The organism is Diaphorobacter sp. ED-3 (assembly GCF_027625375.1).
GTDB classification, from domain to species: domain Bacteria; phylum Pseudomonadota; class Gammaproteobacteria; order Burkholderiales; family Burkholderiaceae_C; genus Diaphorobacter; species Diaphorobacter nitroreducens.
Genome location: NZ_CP115182.1, coordinates 2225302 through 2249917, shown reverse-complemented (window position 1 = coordinate 2249917; position 24616 = coordinate 2225302). Strand labels below are relative to the sequence as shown.

The window sequence follows — 24616 nt, the reverse complement described above, 5'->3', positions numbered from 1 at the left end:
ACCCTCCTGGAGAAATCGCATGTCCCTTCGCTACCTCCCCACGGCCGCTGCCCTGGCGGCTGCCGTCGCACTCGTCGGCTGCGCATCCATGTCCAGCGCGCCCTCGGCCACCGCCCGGCTGGAGCCTACGCGCGGCAACAGCACCCAGGGCACGGTGCGCTTCGTGCAAAACGGTGATGCGGTGCGCGTCAGCGGCACGGTCAGCGGGCTCAAGCCGGGGGCGGAGCACGGGTTTCACATTCATGAGAAAGGCGACTGCTCCAGCGGGGACGGCAACAGCGCGGGCGGCCACTTCAATCCCACGGGCACACCGCATGGCCAGCACGGCAAGGGACCGCACCACACCGGCGACCTGCCCAGCCTGCGCGCGGACGGCAGCGGCGTGGCCACCTTCAACTTCGAGTCGCGCAGCATTCGCGTGGGCTCCGGCGCCACCGACATCGTGGGTCGCGGCCTGATCGTGCATGCCAACCCCGACGATTACGTCACCCAACCCACCGGCAACGCGGGCGCGCGCCTGGCGTGCGCGGTGATCGCCGGTCGCTGATCGTGCAGGGCTGGGCGCCCTGCGGGCACAATCCCCGCATGAGCCACAGCCCTCTTTCCTCCTCCATCGCCGACCTGCGCAAGAGCTACGAGCGCGCCGAGCTCAGCGAGGACGCCTCCCACGCCGATCCCTTGCAGCAGTTCGACCAATGGCTGCGCGAAGCCATCGCTGCCCAGGTGCCCGAGCCCAACGCCATGACCGTGGCCACCGTGGGCAGCGACCTGCGTCCCAGCACCCGGGTGGTGCTCATCAAGGGCTATGACGCACGCGGCATCGTCTGGTACACCAACTACGACAGCCGCAAGGGCCGCCAGCTGGCCGGCAACCCCTATGCCGCGCTGCAATTCCACTGGGTGGAGCTGGAGCGCGTGGTGCGCATCGAGGGCGTCGTGGAAAAGGTGAGCGACGAGGAAAGCGACACCTATTTCCACAGCCGCCCGCTGGACTCGCGCATCGGCGCCTGGGCCAGCCCGCAAAGCCAGGTCATCCCCAGCCGCGGCGTGCTGGTGGCCAACGCGGCCAAGTACGGCGCGCAGTTCCTGCTCAAGCCGCCCCGCCCGCCGCACTGGGGGGGCTTTCGCCTGCGGCCGGATCAGTGGGAGTTCTGGCAGGGCCGCAAGAGCCGCCTGCACGACCGGTTGCGCTACCGCCTGGAGGACGGCGCGTGGGAGCGCGAGCGGCTGGCGCCGTAAGCGCCCGGAAGACGCCCTGCTCCACGCGCGTCTTCAACGCATGTTCAATGCATGAAGAACTGCGCCAACACCAGCACCACCGGCAGCGTGATCAGCGCCAGCGCGGTGGACAGCGCGATGGCCGAGGACACCTCCTCCTGCATCACGCCATAGCGCTGCGTGAACAACAGCACATTCGCGCCCACCGGCATGGCCGCGGCGGTGAACATCACCGCGATCGCCGGGCCTGACAGCCCCAGCGCCCACGCCAGCGTCCCCAGCGTGGCGGGCAGCGCCAGGTTCTTGATCATCGCCACCCGCAACGCGCCGCGCCAGTGGTTGCCAATGCGTGTGTGCGCCAGCGCAATACCCACCAGCAGCAGCGCCATGGGCCCCAGCGCCGCCGCCAGCACCTGCAGCGGGCGGTCCAGCATCTCGGGCAGCTTCCAGCCCGTCTGCGCGAACAGCAGGCCCGCCAGGATGGGCAGCGGCACCGGGTGCACGATGCTGTTGCGCACGGCCTGCCACACGGTGTGCGCCATGGGGCGCGGCGCGGCGCTGCCGGTGCGCTGCTGCTCGCGCGCCTCGGCCAGCTCGAACACCATGGTGGCCGCCGTCAGCAGCACCAGCGAATGCAGGGACACCAGCGTGAACAGCGTCACCAGGCCCTGCGGCCCATACACCAGGCCCATGAGCGGCGCGCCGATCATCACCAGATTGCTGAAGGTGTGCGCCAGCGCCCGCGCCGCCGCGGCCGTGGAGAACCGGCTGAACGCCAGCGTCAGCCCGAACAGCAGCGCCGCCGCGCTGAAGTACAGCAGCACGGGCTGAAAGTCCAGCTCTTGGAGCCGCACATGGCCCATGGTGCGAAACAGCAGCGCGGGCGTGAGCACCAGGAACACGATGTTGGACAGATCTGGCACCGCCGTGGCGCGCACCCAGCCCACGCGGGCGGTGAAGTAGCCGATGCCGATGCACAGAATGACGGGAACCAGGGGAACGAGGATCGAGGACAGCAAGGTGGGCAGAGGGTCGAGGTGCCGGCGCGGCGCCGGGCGGCAAGTGTAGGGCCTGGGGATGCGGCGCGCTTGCACTCATGAATTAATAGCTGCCAGCGCTTGATGGACAAGCGCTGGAGGCCAAAAATACCCAAAACCCCTTGCCACCGCGGCGCAAAACCGGACCTGGGACAATATCGGCCCCCGCCCCGCTCCTTTATCTCGTCAGACCGCCCCGTCCTTCACCGTGCACGCTACGCCCTCCTCCATCGCCCACAGTCCCTGGCGCATGTCCGTTGCGCCGATGATGGATAGTTGCGATTAACCAACATTCATGCGGGTTTGCGGGGTGATCGTGTGCAATCCGTGTGCATCAGCTTTTCACATTGTGATATTTAGCTGTAACGGCAGTCTGTTTTTGGTGCCGATAGAAAAGGCGTTTGCACACGCCTGCCCTACCCCACCGCCTTGCACATCAGCACCAGCTCTCGGTGGTCTGAGCGCACGTCGATCAGGCTCTCGATGCCGTAGATGGTGCCGTTATGGATCACGCGATCCTGCGCAGTCATCCATGGGCGAAACCGCATCCTGATTCTGGCCGTCACTTCGGACACGGCAGCTTGAGCGGCTAGGTACTCCCGGCCCGTCAGCGGCTCCACAGCGGCCCAGCAGGTGAACAGGGGGGCCCAGGACTCGATGGGCTGGCCCAGCTCGTCCTCGGTGCGGGAGAAACGTTCAACCGTCACCCGTTGGTCAAGTTGCCCCGCCTTCATGAATGCACCCGGTAGGGGTTGAGCAGGTTCTCAAAAGTCGGGTTTTTGTAGAACTGCCGGTCGCCCTGGCTTTCCCGCTGTTCGTACAGCGTGCCCACCAGCAGCAGCGCGGCAGACTTCACCGGAGCGGGCACAGGCTCGGCCACGGTGGTGACGTTCAGGTAGTCGGCCACGGCGGTGGTGGCGGTGGCGATCAGCGCGCCCAGCAGAGAATCTTCGTCGTTGTGGTCGATGCGGCAGTGCAGCTTCGCTTCGTCCAGGGTCAATAGTGCGGCCATGTCGGTTCCTCAGTTGTAGGGGTGCCCCCCCGCAAGAATCACTCAGGCAGGGGGGCGGGTTGCCAGCCGCGCACCTTATGTCGTGCCGCTGGCTGTCGGGGTTCGTTCTCGCCGCGCCACTCACCGACTAAGGCGCGTCCGGTCTGCGGCTTTCGCCCCCGCACCGGCACGGGCTGTTAAACAAAAGTGAAGGCGTCGAAGCTCACGCTCTGCGCCTCGGTGGCCCTCGATGCCACGCCCATGGCCATCGCCAGGGCCTGCAATCCGTCTATGCGTCCTGTAGCCTTCGCCTTGTCCAGCTTCCTGGCTCCCGTTGGGTCTTTGGTGACCACGGCATTGGCGGCGCACATGGTTAAGACGGCGTGCCCACCGTGGGCGATGCGTCCATTCAGTAGCTCGGCCTCCAGGGCGTCCAATGCTGGAGCCATGTCTTTAAAGCCCTGGCCCCACTCCACCAGCGGCAGGTCTGCGCCCAGGCGGTCTAGCTCTTTGCGCATGAGGTCGATGCGCCAGCGGTCGTATGCGATGGCCTGCACGTCCAGATCAGCGAAGATTTCCAGCATGTCGGATGCAACGTGCTCATAGTCCACGGTCGCGCCGGGAGTCGTCCGCAAAAAGCCCTGGCGGTGCCACACGTCATAGGGGGCACGGTCGCGGCGGGCGCGTTCCTCCAGGCCCTGCGATGGTGTCCAGAAGTGGGGTTGCACATGCCACACGCCATCCACCTGGCCCACGATCACCAGCGCCGTGAGGTCGGTACGGGCCGACAAGTCCAGGCCAGCGAACACCGGGCCGTCGAAACTGCGGGGATTTCCGCAGTTGGACTTCCACACGTCCGGGCTGATGAACGGGGAGACAGTCGAAACCCGCTGATTCAGTAGCAGGTTGCGGGCGCTGTTCTCCATGCTCGGCATACGCTGCGCCTGCGTCAGTTGCTCCCGGAGATCGTCCAGGCTGCGGAACGTGCCTAGAGCTGGGTTTGCGGCCTTCCAGGCTTCAACGTCCAGCAGATCACAGCCTGCGGGCGCTTCGTACACATGGCAGACGATGCGCGGGTCTTGGCTGGCGCGGGCGTCGTCGATCCATGTGGAAAGCAGATCAGCATCGTTGGCTGCGGCGGTACTGATGGCGATCAGCAGCGGCGCTTCGTGCGCCCCCTGGCTCGTGGTGATGGCGTCGATGAAGTCGGACTGCGGGCCACGAACTTGGCCGATTTCGTCCAGGATGGCCAGCACCGGGGAAAGGCCGTGCGCCGTCTTGCCGTCCGCTGCAAGGGCCTTGTACTCCACGTTGAGCGGCAGGCCGATCAGGCGCTTTCCGCTGGGGATGATCTTCACCAGGCTAGACAGCTTCGGGGACTGTTGCACCATCTTCGCGGCCAGGTTGAACACCAGGGCGGCTTGGTCGCGGCTCATGGCACCCGACACGATTTGGCTGTTTTGCTTGGCCTCGGGGCCTACCAGGTGGGCCAGCAGTAGCGCTGCAATGCAGCCGCTCTTGCCATTTTTCCGGCTCACCGACAACAGGGCGCGGCGCGTGCCGTGCGGGTTGTCGTACACGTCACGGATGAACTGTTTCTGAAACTCTGCCAGCACCAACGGCTGGCCCACGCTTGCGCCCTCGGGCGTCACACAGTAACGCTCGATGAACTCGATGATGCGGGCGGCGCGGGTCATGATTGGCAAAAACTATCAAAACATCATGGCACGGATTATGCAACCCGCAATAAGTGTGCCTGATAGGTTTTCGCTATTTTTGGCTGCTTCGATTTTCATAGCATCGCCCAAAATCACCCCGTCACCATGCGCAGGCGGGGGATCAGATCATCCCCATCGTCCTGGCGGGCGCTGCGTTCCAGCTCGGCACCCTTGGCAATGTCCGCAGAGCGGCCCACCGTGGCCACCGTGTTGACGGCAATGGCGCGAGTGAGGGCAAGGGCAAGGCGGGTCAGCTTGATGTGGTCGTCTGAGCCTACGGGCGCGGCCTCCAGGGCGCATTGCACGCGGGCAAGGTTTGCCGCCGATGCCATGTCCACCGGGTTCCATGTATCGCGGGGCCTGGCCTGCACGATGGCATCCCAGAACGGGCGGGCCTCGGGTGGCACCAGCACATGCGCGGGTGGCTCCAAGGGCGGCAGGGCTGCGGCTTGGGTGGCGGCGATGGCTGCGGCGGTGCTGTCGGAGCGTTTGCGCTTGGGTGTCAGCTTCATAGTTGCCTATTTTTTAAGCAGTCAGCGTTAAAAGAAGGGGAACAGGTCGGTTCGGCGTCCTCGGTTGCTGGTGATTTCTGGTTGACGCTCTCAGCATCCCCGGCAAGGCCCGTAGCGGCCTCCACAGTCGATTTGTTCCAATGGCTTGAGGGGTTGGCAGGCCAGCCGCTCACATCGCATCCATGGTTCACGCGCTTGCCCATGTCGTGGGCGGTGTGTCGGCTATGGCACGGAGCACACAAGCCGACGAGGTTGGAGCGGCTGTTGTCCATGGCGTTGTCGTTGATGTGATGGACTTGTGTCGCCGGTTCGATCAGTCCACGCGCTTCGCACTCGGGGCACAGCGGCTGCTCGGCCAGTACCATGCGGCGCAGCTTTGCCCAGGCGTCGGAGTTGAGCGGCAGCAGCCGCCCATTCTTGGCGGTGGTGTAGCGCTTGGTGCGAATGTCTGCCAAGGTCAGCGGCTTGCGTTGCAGCTCATGGGCCATCGTCAAGCCCTTGGGGTTGGCCGTGTCCAGCATCTTCAAGCCTCGGGCCTTCCAGGGGTCTAGCATCTTCATGCGGCGGCCTCCTGTTGCTTGCTGGGGTACGGCAGCGGCGCAGGGGTGGCATTTGAAGTTGCACCCTTCGGCACGTCAGGTGCGGAAGTCTCTTTGTCGTCCAGGCCCTCGATGGCGGGCAGGTTCTCCAGCTTGCGGGCTTCGCTCTTGAGCATCCATCCGTCGCTGATGCCGGAGCTGTAGAACGCGGCACGGTTGGCACTGTCGCCACGCAACAAACCCTCCACCTGATGCTCGGCAAAGTACATGCGGCGGCCTGCGTCCGTCAGGCACTTGGCAGCAATGGCCTGTTCCCATGCCACCAGGTGGCGGCGCAGTGTCTGCGTGACGAACTGCCGTGCCATCTCCACGCTGTTGGAGTAGTTGCCATTCCTCAGATCACCGATGACCGTGGGCGGCACGCGGAACAGGCGGGCCACTTCTTCAACGGAGAACTGGCGGGCGGCGATCCACTCGGCATCCTCCAGCGTCATGGATAGGGCTTGGAAGTCCACGCCTTCTTCGAGAATCGCGGTGCGGCCTGCGTTACCTCCACCTGCGTGCTGGCTGGCCCACGATGTGGCGATGGCCTGGCGCTGCTCGGGCTTCAAGCGTCCGGGGAACTTGAGCACGCCCAGCATCTTTGCGCCATTGGTGAAGGTGTTTCGTCCGTGCTCGTTCTCGGCTTGGGCCAGTTCCACCACACCACGGGCGGCGGCGATAGGCGACACGCCCATAACGCCATCGTCACCCAGGCGGTGGCGAAGGTGCAGCACCTCATGGGCCAGCAGGCGGGTTAGAACCCCGTCCTTCGTGTAGTCGTACACCAGGCCGGAGCTGGTGCGCTGTACCGTCACGTTATCGGGGTTCAGCGGCCACAGTTCCCGCACCTGGCCATCCAAGCCACGCACGATCCGAGCGAAGGCGTTGCCTCGGAGGAGCACACACGCTTGCATGTACTCGCGGAACTCCAGGGCGGTTTGCTCGGGGTTGGCCATGTCGTGCAGCACGCGGTACAGCGGGTGGTCTGTAGCTCGTTCGCGGTCGTCGCCGTTGCGCTTGAACAGGATCAGCGGCAGGCTTGCTGTTGTCTCGCTGATGGCCTGCACACAGGCATAGACTGCCGATACACCCTGAGCGGTGGCAGGCGTGACAGCCGATGCACTGATGGGCACAGGCCAGCCATTCACGCCGATTGTGCTGCGCGCCTCCAGGCCGATGGCGGATTTGATGCGGGTGATGATGCTCATGTGGTTTGCAGCCATGCGGCGTTCATGTCCCAAAATGATTGGGTGATAGGCATGTTGCGCAGGGCCACAGTCGTGTCCTGATATGCCGGGTCTGACGTGAGCGTGATTTCCACCAGCTCCACATTCAGCAGCTCACGCACAAGGGTCGAACCTCGTTCTTCCCAGCGGTCGCCACCTTCGGGCACGCGGAACCCGAAGGAACACCCCGCAACGTCCCCACGATCCACCAGGATGGCCAGATCACGCCCATGGGTGGTGTCGGGCAAGGCCAGCTCAAACGCAAGGCCCTGCGGCGTTTCCCTCAGTTGCAGCGTGCCGCCTCGGGTCGTGCCCAGCAACGCACTGCCATCGTGGTGGTACAGGGCGCGGATGTTGGAACCCGTCGCCAGCGATTTGGCGAAAGCGCCAGGGCGGATCACTTCGGAGAATGTGCCCAGGTTCGCCTCGGAATTGAACACGGCGGCGATGCCGTGCAGTGTCTTGCCGGTCGCCTTGAGCGTGCCGTGTCCGCGTAGTTCCAACATGCCGCAACCCTCGGTTAGATGGTCATGTCTTCGGCCACCACGAACGCCTTGGGATGGCGCACCACGGCATCCATGGTGTGCATGATCCGCAGTTGAACGTCGCCCTTTTCGTAGTAGCCCGTGGCGTAGGGGTTGGCCAGAATCTCGGTCACGCCCCACTCACCAATCACGATTTGCGAGAAGTCGCCAGCGATCACGCGGCCCTTATCTGGTGTGCCGCTCTTGGCGTCCAGTTGGTTGGTGACGTAGGCGGGCAGGCCAGCCACGCGGCCACCGTCCATCAAGTACACGCTACCGGCGCTTGCGTCCTTCAGGGTGGTTTGCAGCTTCGTCGCGGCCTTGGCATGGGTCAGCACGGCATTCGGAGTGATGTTCTCCAGGCCCAGTTTTTCCAGCATCGCCACAACGGTGGCCCAGCTCAGAGTGGCAAGGTTTGCCGTCTGAATGCCGCTCACGTTCAGGATGCCCACCGGCTGCTTTGCCACGGCGGTTCCATGCAGCAAAGCTTTGTCCACTGCCAAGCCCACCACGGCGCTGATGTCGTCGCGCAGCAGGGCTTCAATCGAGGGGTTGGACTGCAACGCCAGGTTGCGGGAGAAGGCCGTCAGCGCGCCCACGGTCTTGGGTTCCAGCTTGATGGAGCTGTACGTGGTGTTGCTCTCGGTCAGGCTGTCGCCCTCGCTCACCCAGTAGGCGGTGGCTGCGCCGGTCGCTTTGGGCAGGACGGTATCGCCACGCAGGCCGGACAGCACGCGGGCACCCAGGCTGCGCACGATCAGGCTGTTGCGCAGCAGGCCAATGAATTGATCCGCACGGTAGTCGTCGGGCACCACGGCAGCCGCGCCGGGCGTGGTCATGGTGGTGCGCTTTTCAAAGATGGACGTGGGCACCAGGATGCCGCCATTGCGGGCGGTCAGGCCCTGGCGCTTTGCTTCGGCTTGGAACTCGGCCAGTGCGCCGGTGACGCTGCGGTTTTCAATCTGAGCGGCGATGGCGTCCAGCACGTTGACCTGGCCTTCCAGCTCGTTGCGGGCCTTGTCCACCGGGGCACCCAGCGAACGGCGCTCGGCGTCCTCGATGAACTGCGCGCGCTGTTCGTCGGCTTCCAGGGCGGTGATTTCGCTTTTCAGCTTGTCGAACTTCGCCTGGCCTTCGGCGTTGAGCTGGGGGGTGCTGGCCAGCAGGGAACGGGCTTCGGAGACTTTGGCGGCGCGGGCTTCGCGGATTTGGTGCAGTTGCATTTGTGGGCTTTCTTGAAAAGGTGCCCATGCAATCGCCGGGCGGGTTGTGATAGCTATTAACTATCAATTAGGCGTGATATATAGCCGTTATCAATCGTCGTGTCAAGAAAAAACCCGCACTTGGCGGGCTTGGGTTTCAGTGGAGAGTGGGCGGCCTGCCCATGAAGTGGTCTAGCAGGTCTTGCCGTAGGTGCGGCGGTGTCTCCAGCACCTGCTCGCGCATGTCCTGGCGGGCCTTGTCGCTGTCGTTGAACTGGTCGCACCGTCGCATGGCGGCTTCCAGTAGCTGCGCTGTGACGCGGGCCGATTCCAAGATGCACGCGATCAGCGCGGGCTTGTGGCCCAGGACGGCGGCGCGCTGCGCTTCCGTCAGCTTACCGGCGGGCACCACGATGCCGGTTTTGTCAGGCGTTACGCTGGGTTCAATGCCGCTCTGGATGAGATCGGCCAGGATGGCTTCGGGCGTCATAGAACCTCCGTCACCGAAGATTCCAAGGCTCCCGAAGATTCCAAAGATTCCACGTTTCCAAAACTGGAACCTTCGGAATCTTCGGCGGAATCTTCGGGCGAAACCATCCTAAAAGCCACTTCGGTGGCATTGCGCAGCCGCCACATCCAGCCGCCTTTCATGCCGTCCTTCTTGCGCTCGACGCCCACCTTTTTGGATGCGGCCCATATTTGCTTCTTGGAAAATCCAGCCGCCTTGAGTGGCTTTGCAGCTTCGTCGCAGCTTGTCCAGAGCACGCTATCCAGCTCGGAGCGCAGCAGTTCCACCGCGTCGCTGGCGTCGTCCTGCGGCCCATCGTCCGGGTCTGTCAGCAGCTCGCGTGCCGTGCCTTCCACCGCCTTACCCCATGCGATGTGTGACGCATGAATGCCGGGTATAGGTTCGGACTGTTCAAGGTGGTACTGAAACCCGCCATCGTCCGGGCCGATGTTGCTTTTGCTGCGGGCTAGGATGCGCGTGTCCTGGCCTTCTTCGTCGCCCTTCACCTTCGCTGCCACCATTACCACGCGGGCCACAGCAGTAAATGCCACGCTGCCCACCACGCGCTGCGCCGGGTCGGTTCCCTGGCCACCTTTGGCAAAGTGGGTGATGCCCAGCACCGCGCAGTCGCACTTTGCAGCCAGATCAACCAGGGGTTGCAATGCGCGTCGAACCTCGGTGTTCTTGTGGCTGTCGCCAGTGACGGCGCTCACCACAGGATCAATCACCAGCAGACTGATGCCGCCGATTTTCTCGATGGCCTCCAGCAGTTGCCCCAGGTCGCGGGCCGGGTCGAATGGCACCACTTCGCCGTCCCGGCGTGCGCCCTCGATGAAATAACACCGGGCACGATCCGCACCAGCCGCCATGAGGCGCGGCACCAGCGTATCGGCGGGGTCATCTTCACCGCTCCAGATCAGCACGTTGCCAGGTGCGCAGCGAGAACCATCTGGCCAGCGTCCGCCGATGGTGATGGTTGCCGCCATTGCCAGCGCGATGGTGGTTTTGCCCTGCCCAGGTGCGCCAGCGAGGATATGCAGCTTCCCCATGGCCAGCCAGTATTGCCACAGCCAGCGGTATGGCTCGGGCGTCAGGTCGGTGCCGCATGTCAGGATCACCTTGTCGCGCGGCCCCAGGCCCGATATGTCCGGCGAATCTGGCAGTTCGGGAAAGATTGGCCCGCGCTCGCGGTCGTCCAGCACCGATGCCATGGCGTTGTGCTCTGCAATGCTGCGCTTCATGCGAACACCTCCACCAGTCGAGTGATGCGGCCCGATGCAGTCAGCACGCGGGACAAGTCCACTTGAGACAGCACCACACCGTGCGCCACGTTGGCGGCGGCGATGGCCACAAGGTTGGCTTCCACTGCCAGCACCTCCAGCGCCTGGCGCGGTGATAGTGGGGTAGGCTTGTGCTGGGTGGCGGGGCGTCCGTCATCAATCCATGCGCCCAGGGCCTTGGCGGCCTCTACGAACTCCAGGCCGTGCTGTGCCATGTGGTACGCCAGCACATCGCCACCACGGGCGCCACAGCCCGCCATGCAAGCAAATGCACCGCTGTCGGTGTTGATCCGCATGGAGTCGGAACCGCCATGGAATTTGCACTCGGTTGTGCGCCATTTGCCGCGCCCGGTCAGCTTCAAGCCCTCGGACTCGTAGTAACCCACCGCGTCGGGGAGATTGCGGCGGTCGAACCCCATTACAGCGCCTCCTTTGCGGCTACGCTGTTGCGCTCGCGGGTAATGCCCTCCAAATATTTCTGCACCGCCTGGCGCGGGTACAGGTAGCGATTCCCCAGCAGGATATATGCAGGGCCGGTGCCGCGCTTGCGCCAAGCCTCCACGGTGCTCTGGGACAGCTTGCCCAGCAGCATGATGTCTGATTCTGTGAGGCAGTCGAGTTTGTCCGCCAGTGTGCGCAGGCGGTCGAGTTGATTCTCTGCGGCGGGTTGCAGTGTTGCTTCCATTTCCCATTACCTTTCTGGCGTAGGCCATAAGTGATTGATGGGTGAATGGTGTTTTCTTTACTGCACTCCGTCATTACCCGTCTGCTGGCATCCCGTCCGGTTTGCCAGCAGACGGGGTATCTTTGAGCCACACCTCGCGCATTTGCTTCTCAGTCACCGACACATCTAACTCATTGAAAACACGCTTCACATAGTCGCGAGCAAAAGCTGATTTGTTGTTGCCGTATTCGCCTCTATGTTTTGCCCACTCGCTTTCAACAAAAGCACGGGCCTTATGATTTTTTGCATGACCTTTTAACGCTTTGGCGATCTTGTCATTTTTATCAAGCAACTCAATTAGAGATATAAGGGAAAATACATTAATGCGCTCATGGATTACTTGATCTGTCAAGTAAAAGTTATAGCTCATAATATCTCTTATATGCTCTTCTTCATCATCAATTTCCAACCCTTTGGAAATGAAACGATCAATGGATCGGTATATTTCTGCAGCGTCAACCTCGGCTGATTCAATGGATTTGTCAATATATTGGCACAACTCGCAGACGTGCTTTTCATAATCGAACTCTTCGTTATCCATAGCGTTCCCTCGCGCTCCCTGAAAAGGTGCCAGCCCAGCCCGTCAGGGGAAACGGGTTTTCGGGGATCAGCCTAGGGCTGGCGAATCGGGTTAAGCGATTTGCTTATTTGCCATCAGAGCAAAATCTTCTTCAAAACGCTCGTGGATTTCTTCAGCAAGGCGGCTTGCCAAGTGCATCAATTGCAGTCGAATTTCCTCGTTCCACTTCCATTCATCGTCCGCAATGACAGCGTTGAGGGCGTTGAGTTGCGGAATCATGGCGGCCATGTCGTCATACGGCGATGCCTCATGGCCATTCTTGCCGATCGTAAAACCGCGCCGGTACACCCAGCGCCCGCCCTCCCGCGTTGTGCTTTTTGGGTTTGCTACAGTCTTGTTAGCCATGGTGAAAGTCCTTCTTTCGTTGTGGTCAGACGGCCTCGGCGCTCGAACCGCCCTGGCTGTCGCCTTGTTGCCCTGCTTTGTCCGGTGCAGGGCTTGCCGGTTTATTGATTGCCGCGTGAACGTCCTCGGGCTTGATGGCCGTGTACCGGCGCAACATGGCCCAGGTCTTATGCCCCGTCAGTAGCGCTACTTGCGGGATGCCCAGGCCCATGCGGAAAAACTGAGCGGCGGCGCGGTGGCGCAGGTCGTGAAAGTGCAAGTCCTCGATGCCCAGCGCAGTGCAGGCGCGGGTGAAGGATGCCGATACGCTGCGGGCGTCATAGGGGAACAGGAACCCGGTCTTGCGCTCGGCAATGATGGGTTCCACGATGGCCCAGGCATCCGGCAATAGCGGCACCGTCTGGTCGTTGCCTTTCTTGTTGCGCGGGTCTTTGCGGTCGCGGATCACCACGGTCTTGGCCTCGGTGTTGATATCCTCGATTTCCAGCCGCGTGATTTCGCCTTGCCGCATCCCGGTTGCCAATGCGAACTGGCACAGGGTCTGCATGGGGATTTGCTGGCGCTTCAAGGTAGCCCAATGGCCATAGATGCGCCCTAGCTCGTCGTCTGTAGGCTCCCGGTCACGCTCCTGGCTGCGGGTGTTGAGGCCACGGTGCATGAGGCTGGCGCGGGCCTCCAATGCAAGGCGCTCGGGAAGATCAAGCTGTCGAGCGTGCCTTCCCCACTTGAGCACGGCAGACAGATAAGACAGGTCTGCGGCGATGGTCACGCCCCCTGCCCCGTCATCCTGGCGGCGGTCGATGAAGTCGCGCAGCACCACAGCGTTAAGGCTGGACAGCTTCACCTTGCCCAATTCCCGCTTGAGCATGTTCAAGGTGGCTTCCTTGGTCTTGCCGGGTAGCTTGGTGCTGCTCTCGTTGTACTTGTCGATCAGGTCGCCCAGGGTCGAACCCTTGGGTACAGGCGCATATCCACCAGCGGCGATATGGTTTGCCTGAGCCTCGATTGCGATTGCCCAATCCTTCGCTTCGCGCTTCGTGGCGAAGGTGGCAGCGCGGTACATGCCGCCCCTGCGGATTTGAGCACGCCACTTGCCGGACGGTAACTGAGAAAATGAGGCCATGTGTGTGCAGTCGTGTGCATTGGTTAATGCTCAGATTCTGCACTTTTTAGGCACTTCGTGTGCACACCGTGTGCACTTTATCTTGCACACGGGGTAAAAATCAGGTTTTACAGTTGGAAAATACCCTTATAAATCAATCACTTAGCCCGTGGCGTATGTCCATTGCGCCGATGATGGACTGGACCGACAGGCACTGCCGCTACCTGCACCGCCTGCTGTCGCGCCACACGCTGCTGTACACCGAGATGGTGACCACCGGTGCGCTGGTGCACGGCGACGTGCAGCGCCATCTGCGCTTTGACGCGGCCGAGCACCCCGTGGCGCTGCAGTTGGGCGGCAGCGAGCCGGCCGACCTCGCGCACTGCGCCCGTCTGGGCGAGCAGTGGGGCTATGACGAGATCAACCTCAACTGCGGCTGCCCCAGCGAGCGTGTGCAGCGCGGCGCTTTCGGCGCCTGCCTGATGAACGAGCCGCAACTGGTCGCCGACTGCGTGAAAGCCATGGTGGACGTGGTTCAGGTCCCGGTCACCGTCAAGCACCGCATCGGGATCGACCAGAACGAAGACTACGGTTTCGTGCGCGACTTCGTGGGCGTGGTGGCCGACGCGGGCTGCCGCGTGTTCATCGTGCATGCGCGCAATGCGTGGCTGAAGGGCCTGTCGCCCAAAGAGAACCGCGAGATTCCCCCGCTGCGCTACGACGTCGCGGCCCGGCTGAAAGCCGACTTCCCGCAACTGACCATCGCCATCAACGGGGGCTTTCAGACCGACGCCGCGGTGCTGGAGGAGCTGGCCCGGGTGGATGGCGTGATGGTGGGCCGCGAGGCCTACCACAACCCCTGGTGGCTGGCGCGCTGGGACGAGCAGTTCTTTGGCGCCGCGCCCGCCGCGCTCACGCGCGAGCAGGTCGAGGAAGACATGGTGGCCTACATGGAGCGCGAAGCCACCGCGCACGGCACGCACTGGTATGCGGTGGCGCGCCACATGCTGGGCCTGCGCAACGGACTGCCCGGCGCGCGACGCTGGCGCCAGGTGTGGAGCGACCACCGCTTGAAACACCTGCCCGCGCGCGAAGTGATGGCCCTGGCGCGCACCAAGCCGGGCGCCACCGCGCCCGATGCACTGCGCGCAAGCGCCGTGCAAGCAGTCGCCCTGCCAACGGAGCCGCTCAGCCTTTGAGGCCCGCCAGCCAGTCCCGCAGCGGCTGCGGCAGCCCGAACAGATAGCCCTGCAGGCCATGGCAGTGGTGAGCGATGAGGAAATCCGCCTGCTGCCGCGTCTCCACCCCCTCGGCCACCACGCGCAGGCGCAAGTGGCGTGCGACGGAAAGAATGGCCTGCACGATCGCCGCGTCGTTCGCATCGGAGGGCGCGTCCTGCACGAAGCTGCGGTCGATCTTGAGCTCGTACAGCGGCAGGCGCTTCAGATACGCCAGGCTGGAGTAGCCGGTGCCGAAGTCATCGATGGAAAAGCGCACGCCCAGCGCCACCAGCTCGTGCATGCGCCGGGCGGTGTCCTGCCAGTTCTCCACCAGCAAGCTTTCCGTGACCTCCAGCGTGAGCAGCGCCGCGGGCGCGCCCGTGCTGTGCAGCGCCGCGCGCACCTGCTCCACGAAGTCCGCCTGACGGAACTGGCGGGGGCTGACATTGACCGAGATCGACAGCGCCCGGCCCTGCTGGTGCAGTTCGGCCAGCGTGGCGCAGGCCTGCTGGATGACACGCGCACCCATGCGCACAATCAACCCCGCCTGTTCCGCCACCGGGATGAACTGCGCCGGCGGCACGAAGCCGCGCTGCGGATGCGGCCAGCGCAGCAGCAGCTCCGCGCCGATGAGCTGGCCGGCGGCATCCACCTGCGGCTGCGCATAGGTCAGCAGCGCGTCGTTGTCGACCGCGCTCTTGAGGTCCTGCAGCAGCGCCAGGCGCTCCTGCGCTGCGGCGTGCATGTCCTGCTCAAAGAAGCACACCTGGTTGCGCCCCCGGTCCTTGGCACAGAACATGGCCGTGTCGGCCTCGCGCAGCAGGTCTTCCACGCCCTCACCGTTCTTGGGAAACAGCGTCACGCCGATGCTGCCGGTGCTGCCATAGTGCACCCCACCCAGGTCATAGGGCGCATCCAGGCATTCGCGCAGCTGCTGAGCGCGCCGGCAGGCCTGCTCACGCGCAACGGAGGGGGTGTCGCCCAGCCGCGGCACCAGCATGACGAATTCGTCGCTCCCCAGCCGTGCCACGGTCTCCTGCGGCCCGGCCGCGTCCTGCAGGCGCGCGGCGACCTGCACCAGCAGCCCGTCGCCCACACCGTGGCCCCGCGCGTCGTTGATCTCCTTGAAGTTGTCCAGGTCGATGTAGAACAGCGCGCCCATGCCCCCCTGCTGCTGGGCGGTGAGCAGAGCATCCTGCAGGCGCTGCAGCAGCAGGCGGCGGTTGGGCAGGCCGGTGAGCGCGTCGAAATACGCGAGCCGGTACATGGCGGCCTCGGCTTCGTGGCGCCGCGTGACGTCGCGCGACAGCGCGATGAAGTGGCGCTGGCCCGGGCCGCCCCCGGTCTGCGGCGCACCGCCCTGCTTGCAGGCCACGGACAGCTCGAACCAATGCTGGCTGCCCCCGATGTCCAGGCTGTACTGCCGCCCTTCGGAATAACCGTACTCGGCCGCCTCGTCCAGCGCAGCCATGTATTCGGCGGCGGCAGCGGGCGGCAACACATCCCCCAGCGTGCGCCCCACCAACGCCTGGGCGCGCGTGCCGATCAGGTCCGCGCGGGCGGACCGGTAGTGGTGGATGCCTCCCTGTGCGTCCACCTCGAACAGCAGGTCGGGCACGGCATTGAGCGTGGCTTCCAGCTCATCGCGCGTGCGGCGCAACTCGCGCGTCATCTCGCGGGCCAGCGCCATGGCCCGCTGTCGCGCGTTCACCTGCTGCCCCACGAACCATCCCGCCAGCAGGCTGAAGGCGGCGCCCAGCAGGGCAACCAGATGGTGTGTGGATCCTTCGAAGCGCTGCTCGAATGAGGGCAGCGGGTACAGCACCAGCGTCCAGCGCCTGCCGCCTACGTCGTAGCTGCGCACGGCCTCCAGCCCGCCATTGACCGCGTGGGGTGCATAGTCCGTGCGCGACGCAAACACGAGCACCCCACCTGCCACCGAGGGGCCGTCATGGATGGCCAGCGCAAGGTCGCTGTCCAGCTCGCGCGCCAGGCCCTGGATCACGTCGTCCATGCGAAATGGCGCGGCCACCCAGCCTGCAATGTTCTGGCGGCGCTGGGCCAGAGTGTCCACGGCAGCGTGTCTGGCATACAGCGGCAGGTACATGACCAGGGAGCTGCCGGCATTCCCTTCGCGGCTGCCCAGCGGGCCCGACAGCGCCAGCGTCCCGGAGTCGCGCGCGCGCAGCAGCGCCTCGCGCCGCGCCGGCTGCAGCATGGCATCCTGTCCCAATTCCTGCTGGTTTTCCGGCGTTTGGGGTGCGATGTGCGTGATCAACGCCTGCCCCGTGCGCGCCCCGGTGGATTCCGCCACGCGTGACAGCAGCGCCACGCCCTGCAGGCCCGGGCGCGTCTGCGGCAGGTGCAAGGCCTCCACATAGGCCTGGAATTCCTGCTGGTCGATGCTGTCGGAGCCTTCGTAGTAGCCCTTGACGCCACGCAACACCATTTCGTAGGCGGCGATGCGGTCCGACAGGTTGGAAACCACGCGGTCCACGGACAAGGAGAAAGCCTGCAGCCGGCGCTCGTCCCGTGCGCGCTCCACACCCTGCCAGACCAGATAGGTGACGGCGAGCAGCAGCAGTGAAAGCACCACTGCTGCAATCATGCCCGGATGCCATGGGGCCCAGTGCTGTGCGAACCCCCTCGGGGCAGCCACCTCTTTATTCATGCGTTTCCAAGCGTCGCATAGCGACCGCCGCAACACAATAGGGAAGCGCCAGATTGCCGCGCACCGCGCGGCCCGTCTGTGGGACGCGGCCTTGTCCTACCCCGCCGAGGGCCACCGCAGGCCCTTTCCTGCCCTACCATCCGTGGCTGTCCCTTGACCCCTGCGTCTGCCGTGCCCCTCCCCTCACCCACGACCCATCTCACCCCTGAGGAGTCCGCGTTCCACGCGTTCTATGCGCAGGAGCGCCCGGCGCTGGACCACGCCTGCGCGTTTTACATGGCGCTGCTGCAGTCGCTGCTGTCGCAGGCGCGCCACATCGACATCGCCAAGATCGAAGGGCGCGTGAAGGACCGCGATGAATGCCTGCGCAAGTTCTCGCGCAAGTACCGCGCGGCGCTGGAGGAAAGCGGGGCACCCTATGAAATCCGCCCCTACATCACCGACCTGATCGGCGTGCGCGTGGTCTGCCTGTACGAGGACGAGCTGGAGAAGGTGGCGCAGATCGTCCAGTCGCACTTCGACGTGATCGACGTGACCGACAAGGTCAGCGCCCTGGAGGGCACCGAGGCCTCTTTCGGCTACAAGGGCCTGCACCTGGACCTGCGGCTCAACGCCGTGCAGGCCGCCCTGCCCGAGAACGCCGCCTACGCGGCGCAGCCGTTCGAGCTGCAGGTGCGCACCATCATCCAGGACGCGTGGAGCGTGCTGGACCACAAGATCAAGTACAAGAAGTCGATTCCGGCCGAACTCAAGCGCCGCATCAACGTGCTGTCCGCCCTGTTCGAACTGGCGGACCGCGAGTTCCGCCAGATCCGCGATGCCACCGATGCCGAACTGCTCTACGCACCCGACGAGACCACCGAGGCCGAGACCGAAGCCAGCCGAACGCCGGCGCCCGGCAGCGAGCTCAACGCCTTCACGTTCCTGAAGATTGCCCGCCATTTCTTCAAAGACGTGGAGTTCGACGCGCAGAAGGTGGACCTGTTCGTGGACGACATGCGCGCATGGTCACCGGGCATCACGCGTGCCCGCTTCAACACGCTGATGCGTGAAACGATTGCCACCGTCAAGCGCTACAAGCAGTTCTACGAGGCGCAGAACCCCGAGGGCAGCTTCAACCCCTTCACCGTGATCCGCCACTGCCTGTACCTGGGCGACCGGCAGGCGTTTCGCCGCGCGCTGCGCAACAGCTCGCGCGAAGCCTTCGAAGCGTGGTTGCAGGAAAATCCCACCCTGATATAAGTCAAATCGACCTCCAGCGCTTGTCCATCAAGCGCTGACAGCTATCAAAAGCATTGCATCAAGCCCGCCCGCCAATGTCGCGCGCGGGACACTGAATGCGTAGTTGCACGACACGCAAGCAAATGCAACTGCTGATATATTGCACTGCAACATAACTTGGTCCTGCCCCATGCTGTACACCCTCTACGAGACCCAGCGCTCCCTCATGGAGCCCTTCGCCGACCTGGCGCAGGCCGCCGCCAAGTTCTACAGCAACCCGCTGTCGCCGTTCAGCGAGACGCAACTGGCCCATCGCATCTCGGCGGGCTATGAACTGTTGTACCGCCTGGGCAAGGACTACGAGAAACCCGAGTTCGGCATCAGCACCGTGGACGTGGATGGCATGAGCGTGGCCATCCATGAGCGCGTGGACGTCGACAAGCCTTTTTGCGAACTGCGCCGCTTCAAGCGGTTTTCGGACGACCCGGCCACCTTGCTCAAGCTCAAGGGCCAGCCCGTGGTGCTGATCGTGGCGCCGTTGTCGGGCCACTACGCCACGCTGCTGCGCGACACCGTGCGCTCCATGCTGGAGAGCCACAAGGTCTACATCACCGACTGGAAGAACGCGCGCATGGTGCCGCTGCAGGAGGGCGAGTTCCACCTGGACGACTATGTGAACTACGTGCAGGAGTTCATCCGCTACCTGCAGGGCCAATACGGCAACTGCCATGTGATGAGCGTCTGCCAGCCCACCGTGCCGGTACTGGCCGCCGTCTCGCTGATGGCCAGCCGCGGCGAAACCACGCCACTGTCCATGACCATGATGGGCGGCCCCATCGATGCGCGCCGCTCACCCACAGCGGTGAACAACCTGGCCACCCAACGCAGCTTCGAGTGGTTCGAGAACAACGTCATCTACCGCGTACCCAGCAACTTCCCCGGCGCCGGCCGCCGCGTGTACCCGGGCTTTCTGCAGCACACGGGCTTCGTGGCCATGAACCCGGACCGGCACGCCAGCAGCCACTACGATTACTTCAAGAACCTCATCAAGGGCGATGACGCCAGCGCCGAGGCCCACCGCAAGTTCTACGACGAATACAACGCCGTGCTCGACATGGATGCCGACTATTACCTGGAGACCATCAAGACCGTCTTCCAGGACTACAGCCTGGTCAACGGCACCTGGGACGTGCGCTCGCCGGACGGAGCGGTGGAGCGCGTGCGCCCCCAGGACATCACCCAGACCGCGCTGCTGACCATCGAAGGCGAGCTCGACGACATCTCCGGCTCCGGCCAGACCGAGGCGGCGCAGGATCTGTGCACCGGCATCGCCGCGGACCGGCGCAACCACCTCGAGGTGAAGGGCGCCGGCCACTACGGCATTTTCAGCGGCCGCCGCTGGCGCGAGCTGGTCTACCCGCAGGTGCGCGACTTCATCCGTGCCAACCAGTCCGCCCAGCCCACGTCACGCCCCCGCCGCGCACGCAGCGCCGCCTGACGCCGGCCATGACCTCCCCCGCAGCGCAGCAGGCGCTCGTTGAGCGCATTGACGCGGCCCTGCCCCAGACCCAGTGCACGCGCTGCGGCTACCCTGACTGCCAGTCCTATGCCCTTGCCATCGCACGGGGCGAGGCCGAGATCAACCAGTGCCCGCCCGGCGGGGCCCAGGGCGTTGCACGCCTGGCCGCCATCACTGGCCGGCCCGAGCTGCCGCTGAGCGCGGCCCATGGAACGGAGGTCCCGCGCGCCGTGGCGGTGATCGACGAGAACTGGTGCATCGGCTGCACGCTGTGCCTCAAGGCCTGCCCCACGGATGCCATCCTGGGCATCAACAAGCGCATGCACACCGTGATCGCGCCGCACTGCACGGGCTGCGAACTGTGCCTGCCCGCGTGCCCGGTGGATTGCATCCGCATGGAAAATGCCAGCGGCCAGGCCACTGGCTGGGCCGCATGGTCCGCCCCGCAGGCCGAGCAGGCGCGCGTGCGCTACCAGGCGCGGCAAGAGCGGCTGCAGCGCGAGGAGGCGCAGGCCACCGCCCCCGAACCCGTTCCTCCGGCGCCGGACAACGCGCCCGATCCCAAGCGCGCAGCCATTGCCGCGGCACTGGCGCGCGCCCGCGCGCAGCGCGCCGACCGGGGCTGACGCCGCTGCGCCGGCAGCCCTACCGCTCACGACCGCAGCGGGCTATGGCAATACGGAGCGAACCGGCGACAGGCCTGCCGCATCAGGCCGCGAGCGACTTGTAGACGCCGCAGCCCAGATAGACATCTCCCGCGCGCTGCACGTAGGACATCTTGGTTTGCACCGCGCCCGTGGCCGGATTGGTGATGTCGTATTCCACCCAGCCCGGCGCGCGTTCGGCCTGGGCCACGATGGCGCTGACCAGCGCATCCCCGGCAATACCGGGAATGTCCTGCACCCGCGTTCCCACCTTGGCGGGATTGCCGCCAAAGGCCAGGTAGGTGCCGCCCGCATCGAGCGCAAACACGTACATGTCGCGGTCGTGGTAGGGCTGTGCGGGGTCGGTCAACGTGCGCAGAAAGGCGTCGCGCGGCAGGCCGCGCTGCACGGCCGCGGCGCGCTGCACCAGGGCCACGGCCTCCTCGGCCGTACCCTGCTGCAGACGAAACGCCAGCACCGCCCGGGACAGGGTGGACGCCCGGCTCTCCAGCGCCTGCGCCTCGCGCAGGGCATCGCTCACCATCTGGGCATTGCGCTGCGTGATCTGGTCCAGTTGCTGCACCGCGGTGCTGATCTCGCGCAGACCCGTGCCCTGTTCATTGACCGAGTGGGAGATTTCGCTCACATGCCCGGCCACGCCACGGATGCCTTGCGCCATGGCCGCAATGCCCTCACCGGCGGTGCGGATCAGCCCCGCGCTGCCCTCCACCTGCCGCACGGACGTGCCAATAAGGTCGCGGATCTCGCGCGCCGCCTCGGCCGAGCGGCCCGCCAGCGTGCGCACCTCGGCTGCCACCACCGCAAAACCCCGGCCCTGCTCGCCCGCGCGTGCCGCTTCCACGGCGGCATTCAGCGCCAGGATGTTGGTTTGGAAGGCGATGCCGTCGATCACCTGGATGATCTCGCCCATGCGACGGGCATCGTTCTGGATGCCCTGCACCGCCTCCACCGCCCGCTCCATCGCCTGGGTGCCCGCCTCAGCGGCTTGGCGCACCTCGCCGGCGCGCTGATCGGCCACGCTAGCCGCCTGCGCGTTGTTGTTCACGGCGGAAGACAGCTCCTCCACGCTGGCCGCGGTCTGCTCTAGGCTGGCGGCCTGTTGTTCGGTCCGGTCGGCCAGTTCGCGGTTGTCCGCCGCCAGGCTTTGACCCGCGTGCGCCACCAGCGCCGCGTTGCTGCGGATGTCGGCCACCATCGACGAGAGCGTGTACACCATGCGGTTGAGTTGCTCGCCCATGTGCGCCAGTTCATCGCGGCCGCGCACTTCGGCCCGGCTGCACAGGTCGCCCTGCGCCGCGCGCTCCATTACGCCGCTCAGCCGCCGCACGTCGCCCGCCACACTGGACTGGAAAGCCGTGGCCAGATAGGCGGTGGCCAGCACCGCCACGCCACACACGCCCCACGTGGCGCGCGGCCCCCACCCCTGCGCCCCCGCGACGGCCAGCAGTGCCAACACGGCCACGCCTCCCAACAGGGCCAGCTTGGCCGAGAAACGCAGGCGCCGCATGAGCCCTACGCCAGGTCGCAGAATGAATGAAACCGTCATCGCTTTTGTCCCCCTCGATGGCTGAAATGTGCGCCCTGGCGCGTCGCACTGATGAATTGATGCCGTTTGTAACCAAATTTGACGGCTGTGTAGAGCGATCAAACCCTGTAGTTGTTTTTGGGAACGGGTGGCGGGGCCGCGCCCTGTGGCGCCCGGCCGCATCCCTGATAATCGCCCCCCTATGAATCCCCTGCTCTCCCTACTGCAGCCCTATCCGTTCGAGCGGCTGCGACAGCTTTTTGCGGGGGTGACACCCTCGGCCGCTCACCGCGCCATCAGCCTGGGCATCGGCGAGCCACGCCATGCAACGCCGCCGTTCATCCAGGAGGCCCTGGCCGCCAACCTGGCAGGCCTGGCCAGCTACCCCTCCACCGCCGGTGACCCCAGCCTGCGCGAAGCCTGTGCCGGCTGGATGCAGCGGCGCTACCGTATTCCCGTCGACCCCGCCACGCAGGTGCTGCCGGTGAACGGTTCGCGCGAGGCGTTGTTCGCATTCGCGCAAACCGTGGTGGACCCCACCCGCGCAGGCGCCACCGTGGTGTGCCCCAACCCGTTCTACCAAATCTATGAAGGCGCCACGCTGCTGGCCGGCGCCACGCCGTACTACGCCCCGAGCGATCCAGCGCGCAACTTTGCCGTGGACTGGGACAGCGTGCCCGAGGAGGTATGGCAGCGCACGCAACTGCTCTTCGTGTGCTCGCCCGGCAACCCCACGGGCGCCGTGATGCCCCTGCCCGAGTGGGAGAAGCTCTTCGCGCTGAGCGACCGTTACGGTTTCGTGATCGCCTCGGATGAGTGCTACAGCGAAATCTACTTCCGCGACGAGCCACCATTGGGCGGCATGGAGGCTGCAGCCAAGCTCGGACGCAGCGACTACCGCAACCTGATCGCCTTCACCAGCCTGTCCAAGCGCAGCAACGTGCCGGGCCTGCGCAGCGGCTTCGTGGCGGGCGACGCGGCACTCATCAAGGCGTTTTTGCTGTACCGCACCTACCACGGCAGTGCCATGGGTCCCGCCGTGCAGGCCGCCAGCGTGGCTGCCTGGAACGATGAGGTGCACGTGGAAGAAAACCGTGCCCTTTACCGCCAGAAGTTCGCCCAGGTCACGCCCATGCTCGCCGAGGTGATGGACGTGCGCCTGCCCGACGCGGGTTTCTACCTCTGGGCCAAGGTGCCCGACGCCCTGGGCATGAGCGATGCGGAGTTCGCCCAGGCCCTGCTGGCTCAATACAATGTCACGGTATTGCCGGGCAGCTATCTCGCCCGCGATTCCGGTGGCGCCAATCCCGGCGCCCAGCGCTTGCGCATGGCCCTTGTGGCCGAGACCGCGGAATGCGCCGAAGCGGCCTCGCGCATCGTGCAATTCATCCAATCCCGTACGTGATTCCATCCATGACCCAACAATTGCAGACCCTGATCGACAACGCCTGGGACAACCGCGCCAGCCTCTCGCCCTCCGCCGCGCCCAAGGAAGTGGTGGATGCCGTCGAGCATGTGATCGCCGAACTCAACAACGGCAGGCTGCGCGTGGCCACGCGCGAGGGCGTGGGCCAGTGGACCGTGCACCAGTGGATCAAGAAGGCCGTGCTGCTGTCGTTCCGCCTGAAGGACAACGAGCTCATGAAGGCCGGCGACCTGGGCTTCTTCGACAAGGTGCCCACCAAGTTCGCCCACCTGTCCGCCGACGAGATGGCCGCCACCGGCGTGCGCGTGGTGCCGCCGGCCGTGGCGCGCCGCGGCAGCTTCATCGCCAAGGGCGCGATCCTGATGCCCAGCTACGTGAACATCGGCGCCTATGTGGACGAAGGCACCATGGTGGACACCTGGGCCACCGTGGGCTCGTGCGCGCAGGTCGGAAAGAACGTGCACCTGTCCGGCGGCGTGGGGCTGGGCGGCGTGCTCGAGCCCCTGCAGGCCAACCCGACCATCATCGAGGACAACTGCTTCATCGGCGCGCGCTCCGAAGTCGTCGAGGGCGTGATCGTCGAAGAGAACTCGGTCATCAGCATGGGCGTGTACATCGGTCAGAGCACGCCGATCTACGACCGCACCACGGGCGAGACCACCTACGGCCGCGTGCCCGCAGGCTCCGTGGTGGTCAGCGGCAACCTGCCCAAGGACGGCGGCCGCTACAGCATGTACGCGGCCATCATCGTCAAGAAGGTGGACGCCAAGACCCGCTCCACCACCAGCCTGAACGACCTGCTGCGCGACTGAAGCTACGCC

26 protein-coding genes are annotated in these 24616 nt (G+C 65.0%); 8 read left to right on the top strand and 18 right to left on the bottom strand.

The annotated features are described in order from the left end of the window. Positions 1-19: 19 nt before the first annotated feature. Complete coding sequence (locus tag PCQ86_RS11015) at positions 20-547, top strand: superoxide dismutase family protein (protein ID WP_270173728.1); 528 nt, start codon at positions 20-22, stop codon at positions 545-547. Between the two features lie 38 nt (positions 548-585). After that, positions 586-1239 carry a pyridoxamine 5'-phosphate oxidase gene (gene pdxH / locus PCQ86_RS11010; protein ID WP_270173727.1) on the top strand — a complete coding sequence of 218 codons (654 nt, stop codon included), beginning with the start codon at positions 586-588 and terminating at the stop codon, positions 1237-1239. A gap of 44 nt (positions 1240-1283) precedes the next feature. On the opposite strand, the gene PCQ86_RS11005 is transcribed toward pdxH, so the two are convergent. The 16 genes from PCQ86_RS11005 to PCQ86_RS10930 form a co-directional block, all read right to left on the bottom strand. Then, positions 1284-2237: an AEC family transporter gene (locus PCQ86_RS11005; RefSeq protein ID WP_270173726.1), complete on the bottom strand. Its 954-nt coding sequence runs from the start codon at positions 2235-2237 to the stop codon at positions 1284-1286. Between the two features lie 434 nt (positions 2238-2671). Further along, complete coding sequence (locus tag PCQ86_RS11000) at positions 2672-2962, bottom strand: phage head closure protein (RefSeq protein WP_270173725.1); 291 nt, start codon at positions 2960-2962, stop codon at positions 2672-2674. A gap of 23 nt (positions 2963-2985) precedes the next feature. Further along, positions 2986-3267, bottom strand: a complete 282-nt coding sequence (locus PCQ86_RS10995; RefSeq protein WP_270173724.1) for a head-tail connector protein — start codon at positions 3265-3267, stop codon at positions 2986-2988. Between the two features lie 176 nt (positions 3268-3443). Continuing rightward, positions 3444-4943, bottom strand: a complete 1500-nt coding sequence (locus PCQ86_RS10990) for a terminase large subunit (protein ID WP_270173723.1) — start codon at positions 4941-4943, stop codon at positions 3444-3446. 113 nt (positions 4944-5056) lie between these two features. Next, a complete protein-coding gene (locus tag PCQ86_RS10985; RefSeq protein ID WP_270173722.1) occupies positions 5057-5476 on the bottom strand; it encodes a terminase in 420 nt (139 codons plus the stop codon). Continuing rightward, a complete protein-coding gene (locus PCQ86_RS10980) occupies positions 5473-5997 on the bottom strand; it encodes an HNH endonuclease signature motif containing protein (protein WP_270175438.1) in 525 nt (174 codons plus the stop codon). The genes PCQ86_RS10985 and PCQ86_RS10980 overlap by 4 nt, the downstream gene beginning before the upstream one ends. A 35-nt stretch (positions 5998-6032) precedes the next feature. After that, positions 6033-7265, bottom strand: coding sequence for a phage portal protein (locus tag PCQ86_RS10975; RefSeq protein ID WP_270173721.1), 1233 nt, complete (start codon positions 7263-7265; stop codon positions 6033-6035). After that, the gene (locus PCQ86_RS10970; RefSeq protein WP_270173720.1) at positions 7262-7789 is read right to left on the bottom strand and encodes an HK97 family phage prohead protease; all 528 of its coding nucleotides are present in this window, start codon (positions 7787-7789) and stop codon (positions 7262-7264) included. The genes PCQ86_RS10975 and PCQ86_RS10970 overlap by 4 nt, the downstream gene beginning before the upstream one ends. A gap of 14 nt (positions 7790-7803) precedes the next feature. After that, complete coding sequence (locus PCQ86_RS10965) at positions 7804-9030, bottom strand: phage major capsid protein (RefSeq protein WP_270173719.1); 1227 nt, start codon at positions 9028-9030, stop codon at positions 7804-7806. Between the two features lie 136 nt (positions 9031-9166). Next, positions 9167-9499 (bottom strand): hypothetical protein, encoded by a 333-nt coding sequence (locus PCQ86_RS10960; RefSeq protein WP_270173718.1) that lies wholly within the window; start codon positions 9497-9499, stop codon positions 9167-9169. Continuing rightward, positions 9496-10758: an AAA family ATPase gene (locus PCQ86_RS10955; RefSeq protein ID WP_270173717.1), complete on the bottom strand. Its 1263-nt coding sequence runs from the start codon at positions 10756-10758 to the stop codon at positions 9496-9498. Before PCQ86_RS10955 ends, PCQ86_RS10960 begins: the two co-directional genes overlap by 4 nt. Continuing rightward, complete coding sequence (locus PCQ86_RS10950) at positions 10755-11216, bottom strand: CHC2 zinc finger domain-containing protein (RefSeq protein ID WP_015014153.1); 462 nt, start codon at positions 11214-11216, stop codon at positions 10755-10757. Before PCQ86_RS10950 ends, PCQ86_RS10955 begins: the two co-directional genes overlap by 4 nt. Next, positions 11216-11482 carry a helix-turn-helix transcriptional regulator gene (locus PCQ86_RS10945; protein ID WP_270173716.1) on the bottom strand — a complete coding sequence of 89 codons (267 nt, stop codon included), beginning with the start codon at positions 11480-11482 and terminating at the stop codon, positions 11216-11218. The genes PCQ86_RS10950 and PCQ86_RS10945 overlap by 1 nt, the downstream gene beginning before the upstream one ends. A 73-nt stretch (positions 11483-11555) precedes the next feature. Continuing rightward, positions 11556-12062, bottom strand: coding sequence for a hypothetical protein (locus tag PCQ86_RS10940; RefSeq protein WP_270173715.1), 507 nt, complete (start codon positions 12060-12062; stop codon positions 11556-11558). A 90-nt stretch (positions 12063-12152) separates the two neighbouring features. Next, complete coding sequence (locus tag PCQ86_RS10935) at positions 12153-12446, bottom strand: hypothetical protein (protein ID WP_270173714.1); 294 nt, start codon at positions 12444-12446, stop codon at positions 12153-12155. Positions 12447-12471: 25 nt separating this feature from the next. Further along, positions 12472-13569, bottom strand: a complete 1098-nt coding sequence (locus PCQ86_RS10930) for a tyrosine-type recombinase/integrase (RefSeq protein WP_270173713.1) — start codon at positions 13567-13569, stop codon at positions 12472-12474. Between the two features lie 128 nt (positions 13570-13697). Here PCQ86_RS10930 and dusA point away from each other — a divergent pair, with 128 nt between their 5' ends. Further along, positions 13698-14747, top strand: a complete 1050-nt coding sequence (gene dusA, locus PCQ86_RS10925; protein ID WP_270175437.1) for a tRNA dihydrouridine(20/20a) synthase DusA — start codon at positions 13698-13700, stop codon at positions 14745-14747. On the opposite strand, the gene PCQ86_RS10920 is transcribed toward dusA, so the two are convergent. Continuing rightward, a complete protein-coding gene (locus tag PCQ86_RS10920; RefSeq protein WP_270173712.1) occupies positions 14737-17376 on the bottom strand; it encodes a bifunctional diguanylate cyclase/phosphodiesterase in 2640 nt (879 codons plus the stop codon). The two genes, dusA and PCQ86_RS10920, sit on opposite strands and share 11 nt — an antisense overlap. A 234-nt stretch (positions 17377-17610) precedes the next feature. On the opposite strand from PCQ86_RS10920, the gene PCQ86_RS10915 reads away from it, so the two are divergent. The 3 genes from PCQ86_RS10915 (at position 17611) to PCQ86_RS10905 (ending at position 20805) form a co-directional block, all read left to right on the top strand. Next, a complete protein-coding gene (locus PCQ86_RS10915) occupies positions 17611-18681 on the top strand; it encodes a GTP pyrophosphokinase (protein WP_172206814.1) in 1071 nt (356 codons plus the stop codon). A gap of 169 nt (positions 18682-18850) precedes the next feature. Then, positions 18851-20158, top strand: a complete 1308-nt coding sequence (locus tag PCQ86_RS10910) for a polyhydroxyalkanoate depolymerase (RefSeq protein WP_270173711.1) — start codon at positions 18851-18853, stop codon at positions 20156-20158. Positions 20159-20166: 8 nt separating this feature from the next. Further along, on the top strand, positions 20167-20805 hold the full coding sequence (locus PCQ86_RS10905) for an RnfABCDGE type electron transport complex subunit B (protein ID WP_047351479.1): 639 nt from the start codon (positions 20167-20169) through the stop codon (positions 20803-20805). 82 nt (positions 20806-20887) lie between these two features. Here the strand turns inward: PCQ86_RS10905 and PCQ86_RS10900 are convergent, their stop codons facing one another. After that, positions 20888-22351, bottom strand: a complete 1464-nt coding sequence (locus PCQ86_RS10900; RefSeq protein ID WP_270173710.1) for a methyl-accepting chemotaxis protein — start codon at positions 22349-22351, stop codon at positions 20888-20890. A gap of 220 nt (positions 22352-22571) precedes the next feature. On the opposite strand from PCQ86_RS10900, the gene dapC reads away from it, so the two are divergent. Continuing rightward, on the top strand, positions 22572-23774 hold the full coding sequence (gene dapC, locus PCQ86_RS10895) for a succinyldiaminopimelate transaminase (protein ID WP_172206811.1): 1203 nt from the start codon (positions 22572-22574) through the stop codon (positions 23772-23774). Positions 23775-23782: 8 nt separating this feature from the next. Continuing rightward, positions 23783-24607, top strand: coding sequence for a 2,3,4,5-tetrahydropyridine-2,6-dicarboxylate N-succinyltransferase (gene dapD / locus PCQ86_RS10890; RefSeq protein ID WP_015913412.1), 825 nt, complete (start codon positions 23783-23785; stop codon positions 24605-24607). Positions 24608-24616: the final 9 nt, after the last annotated feature.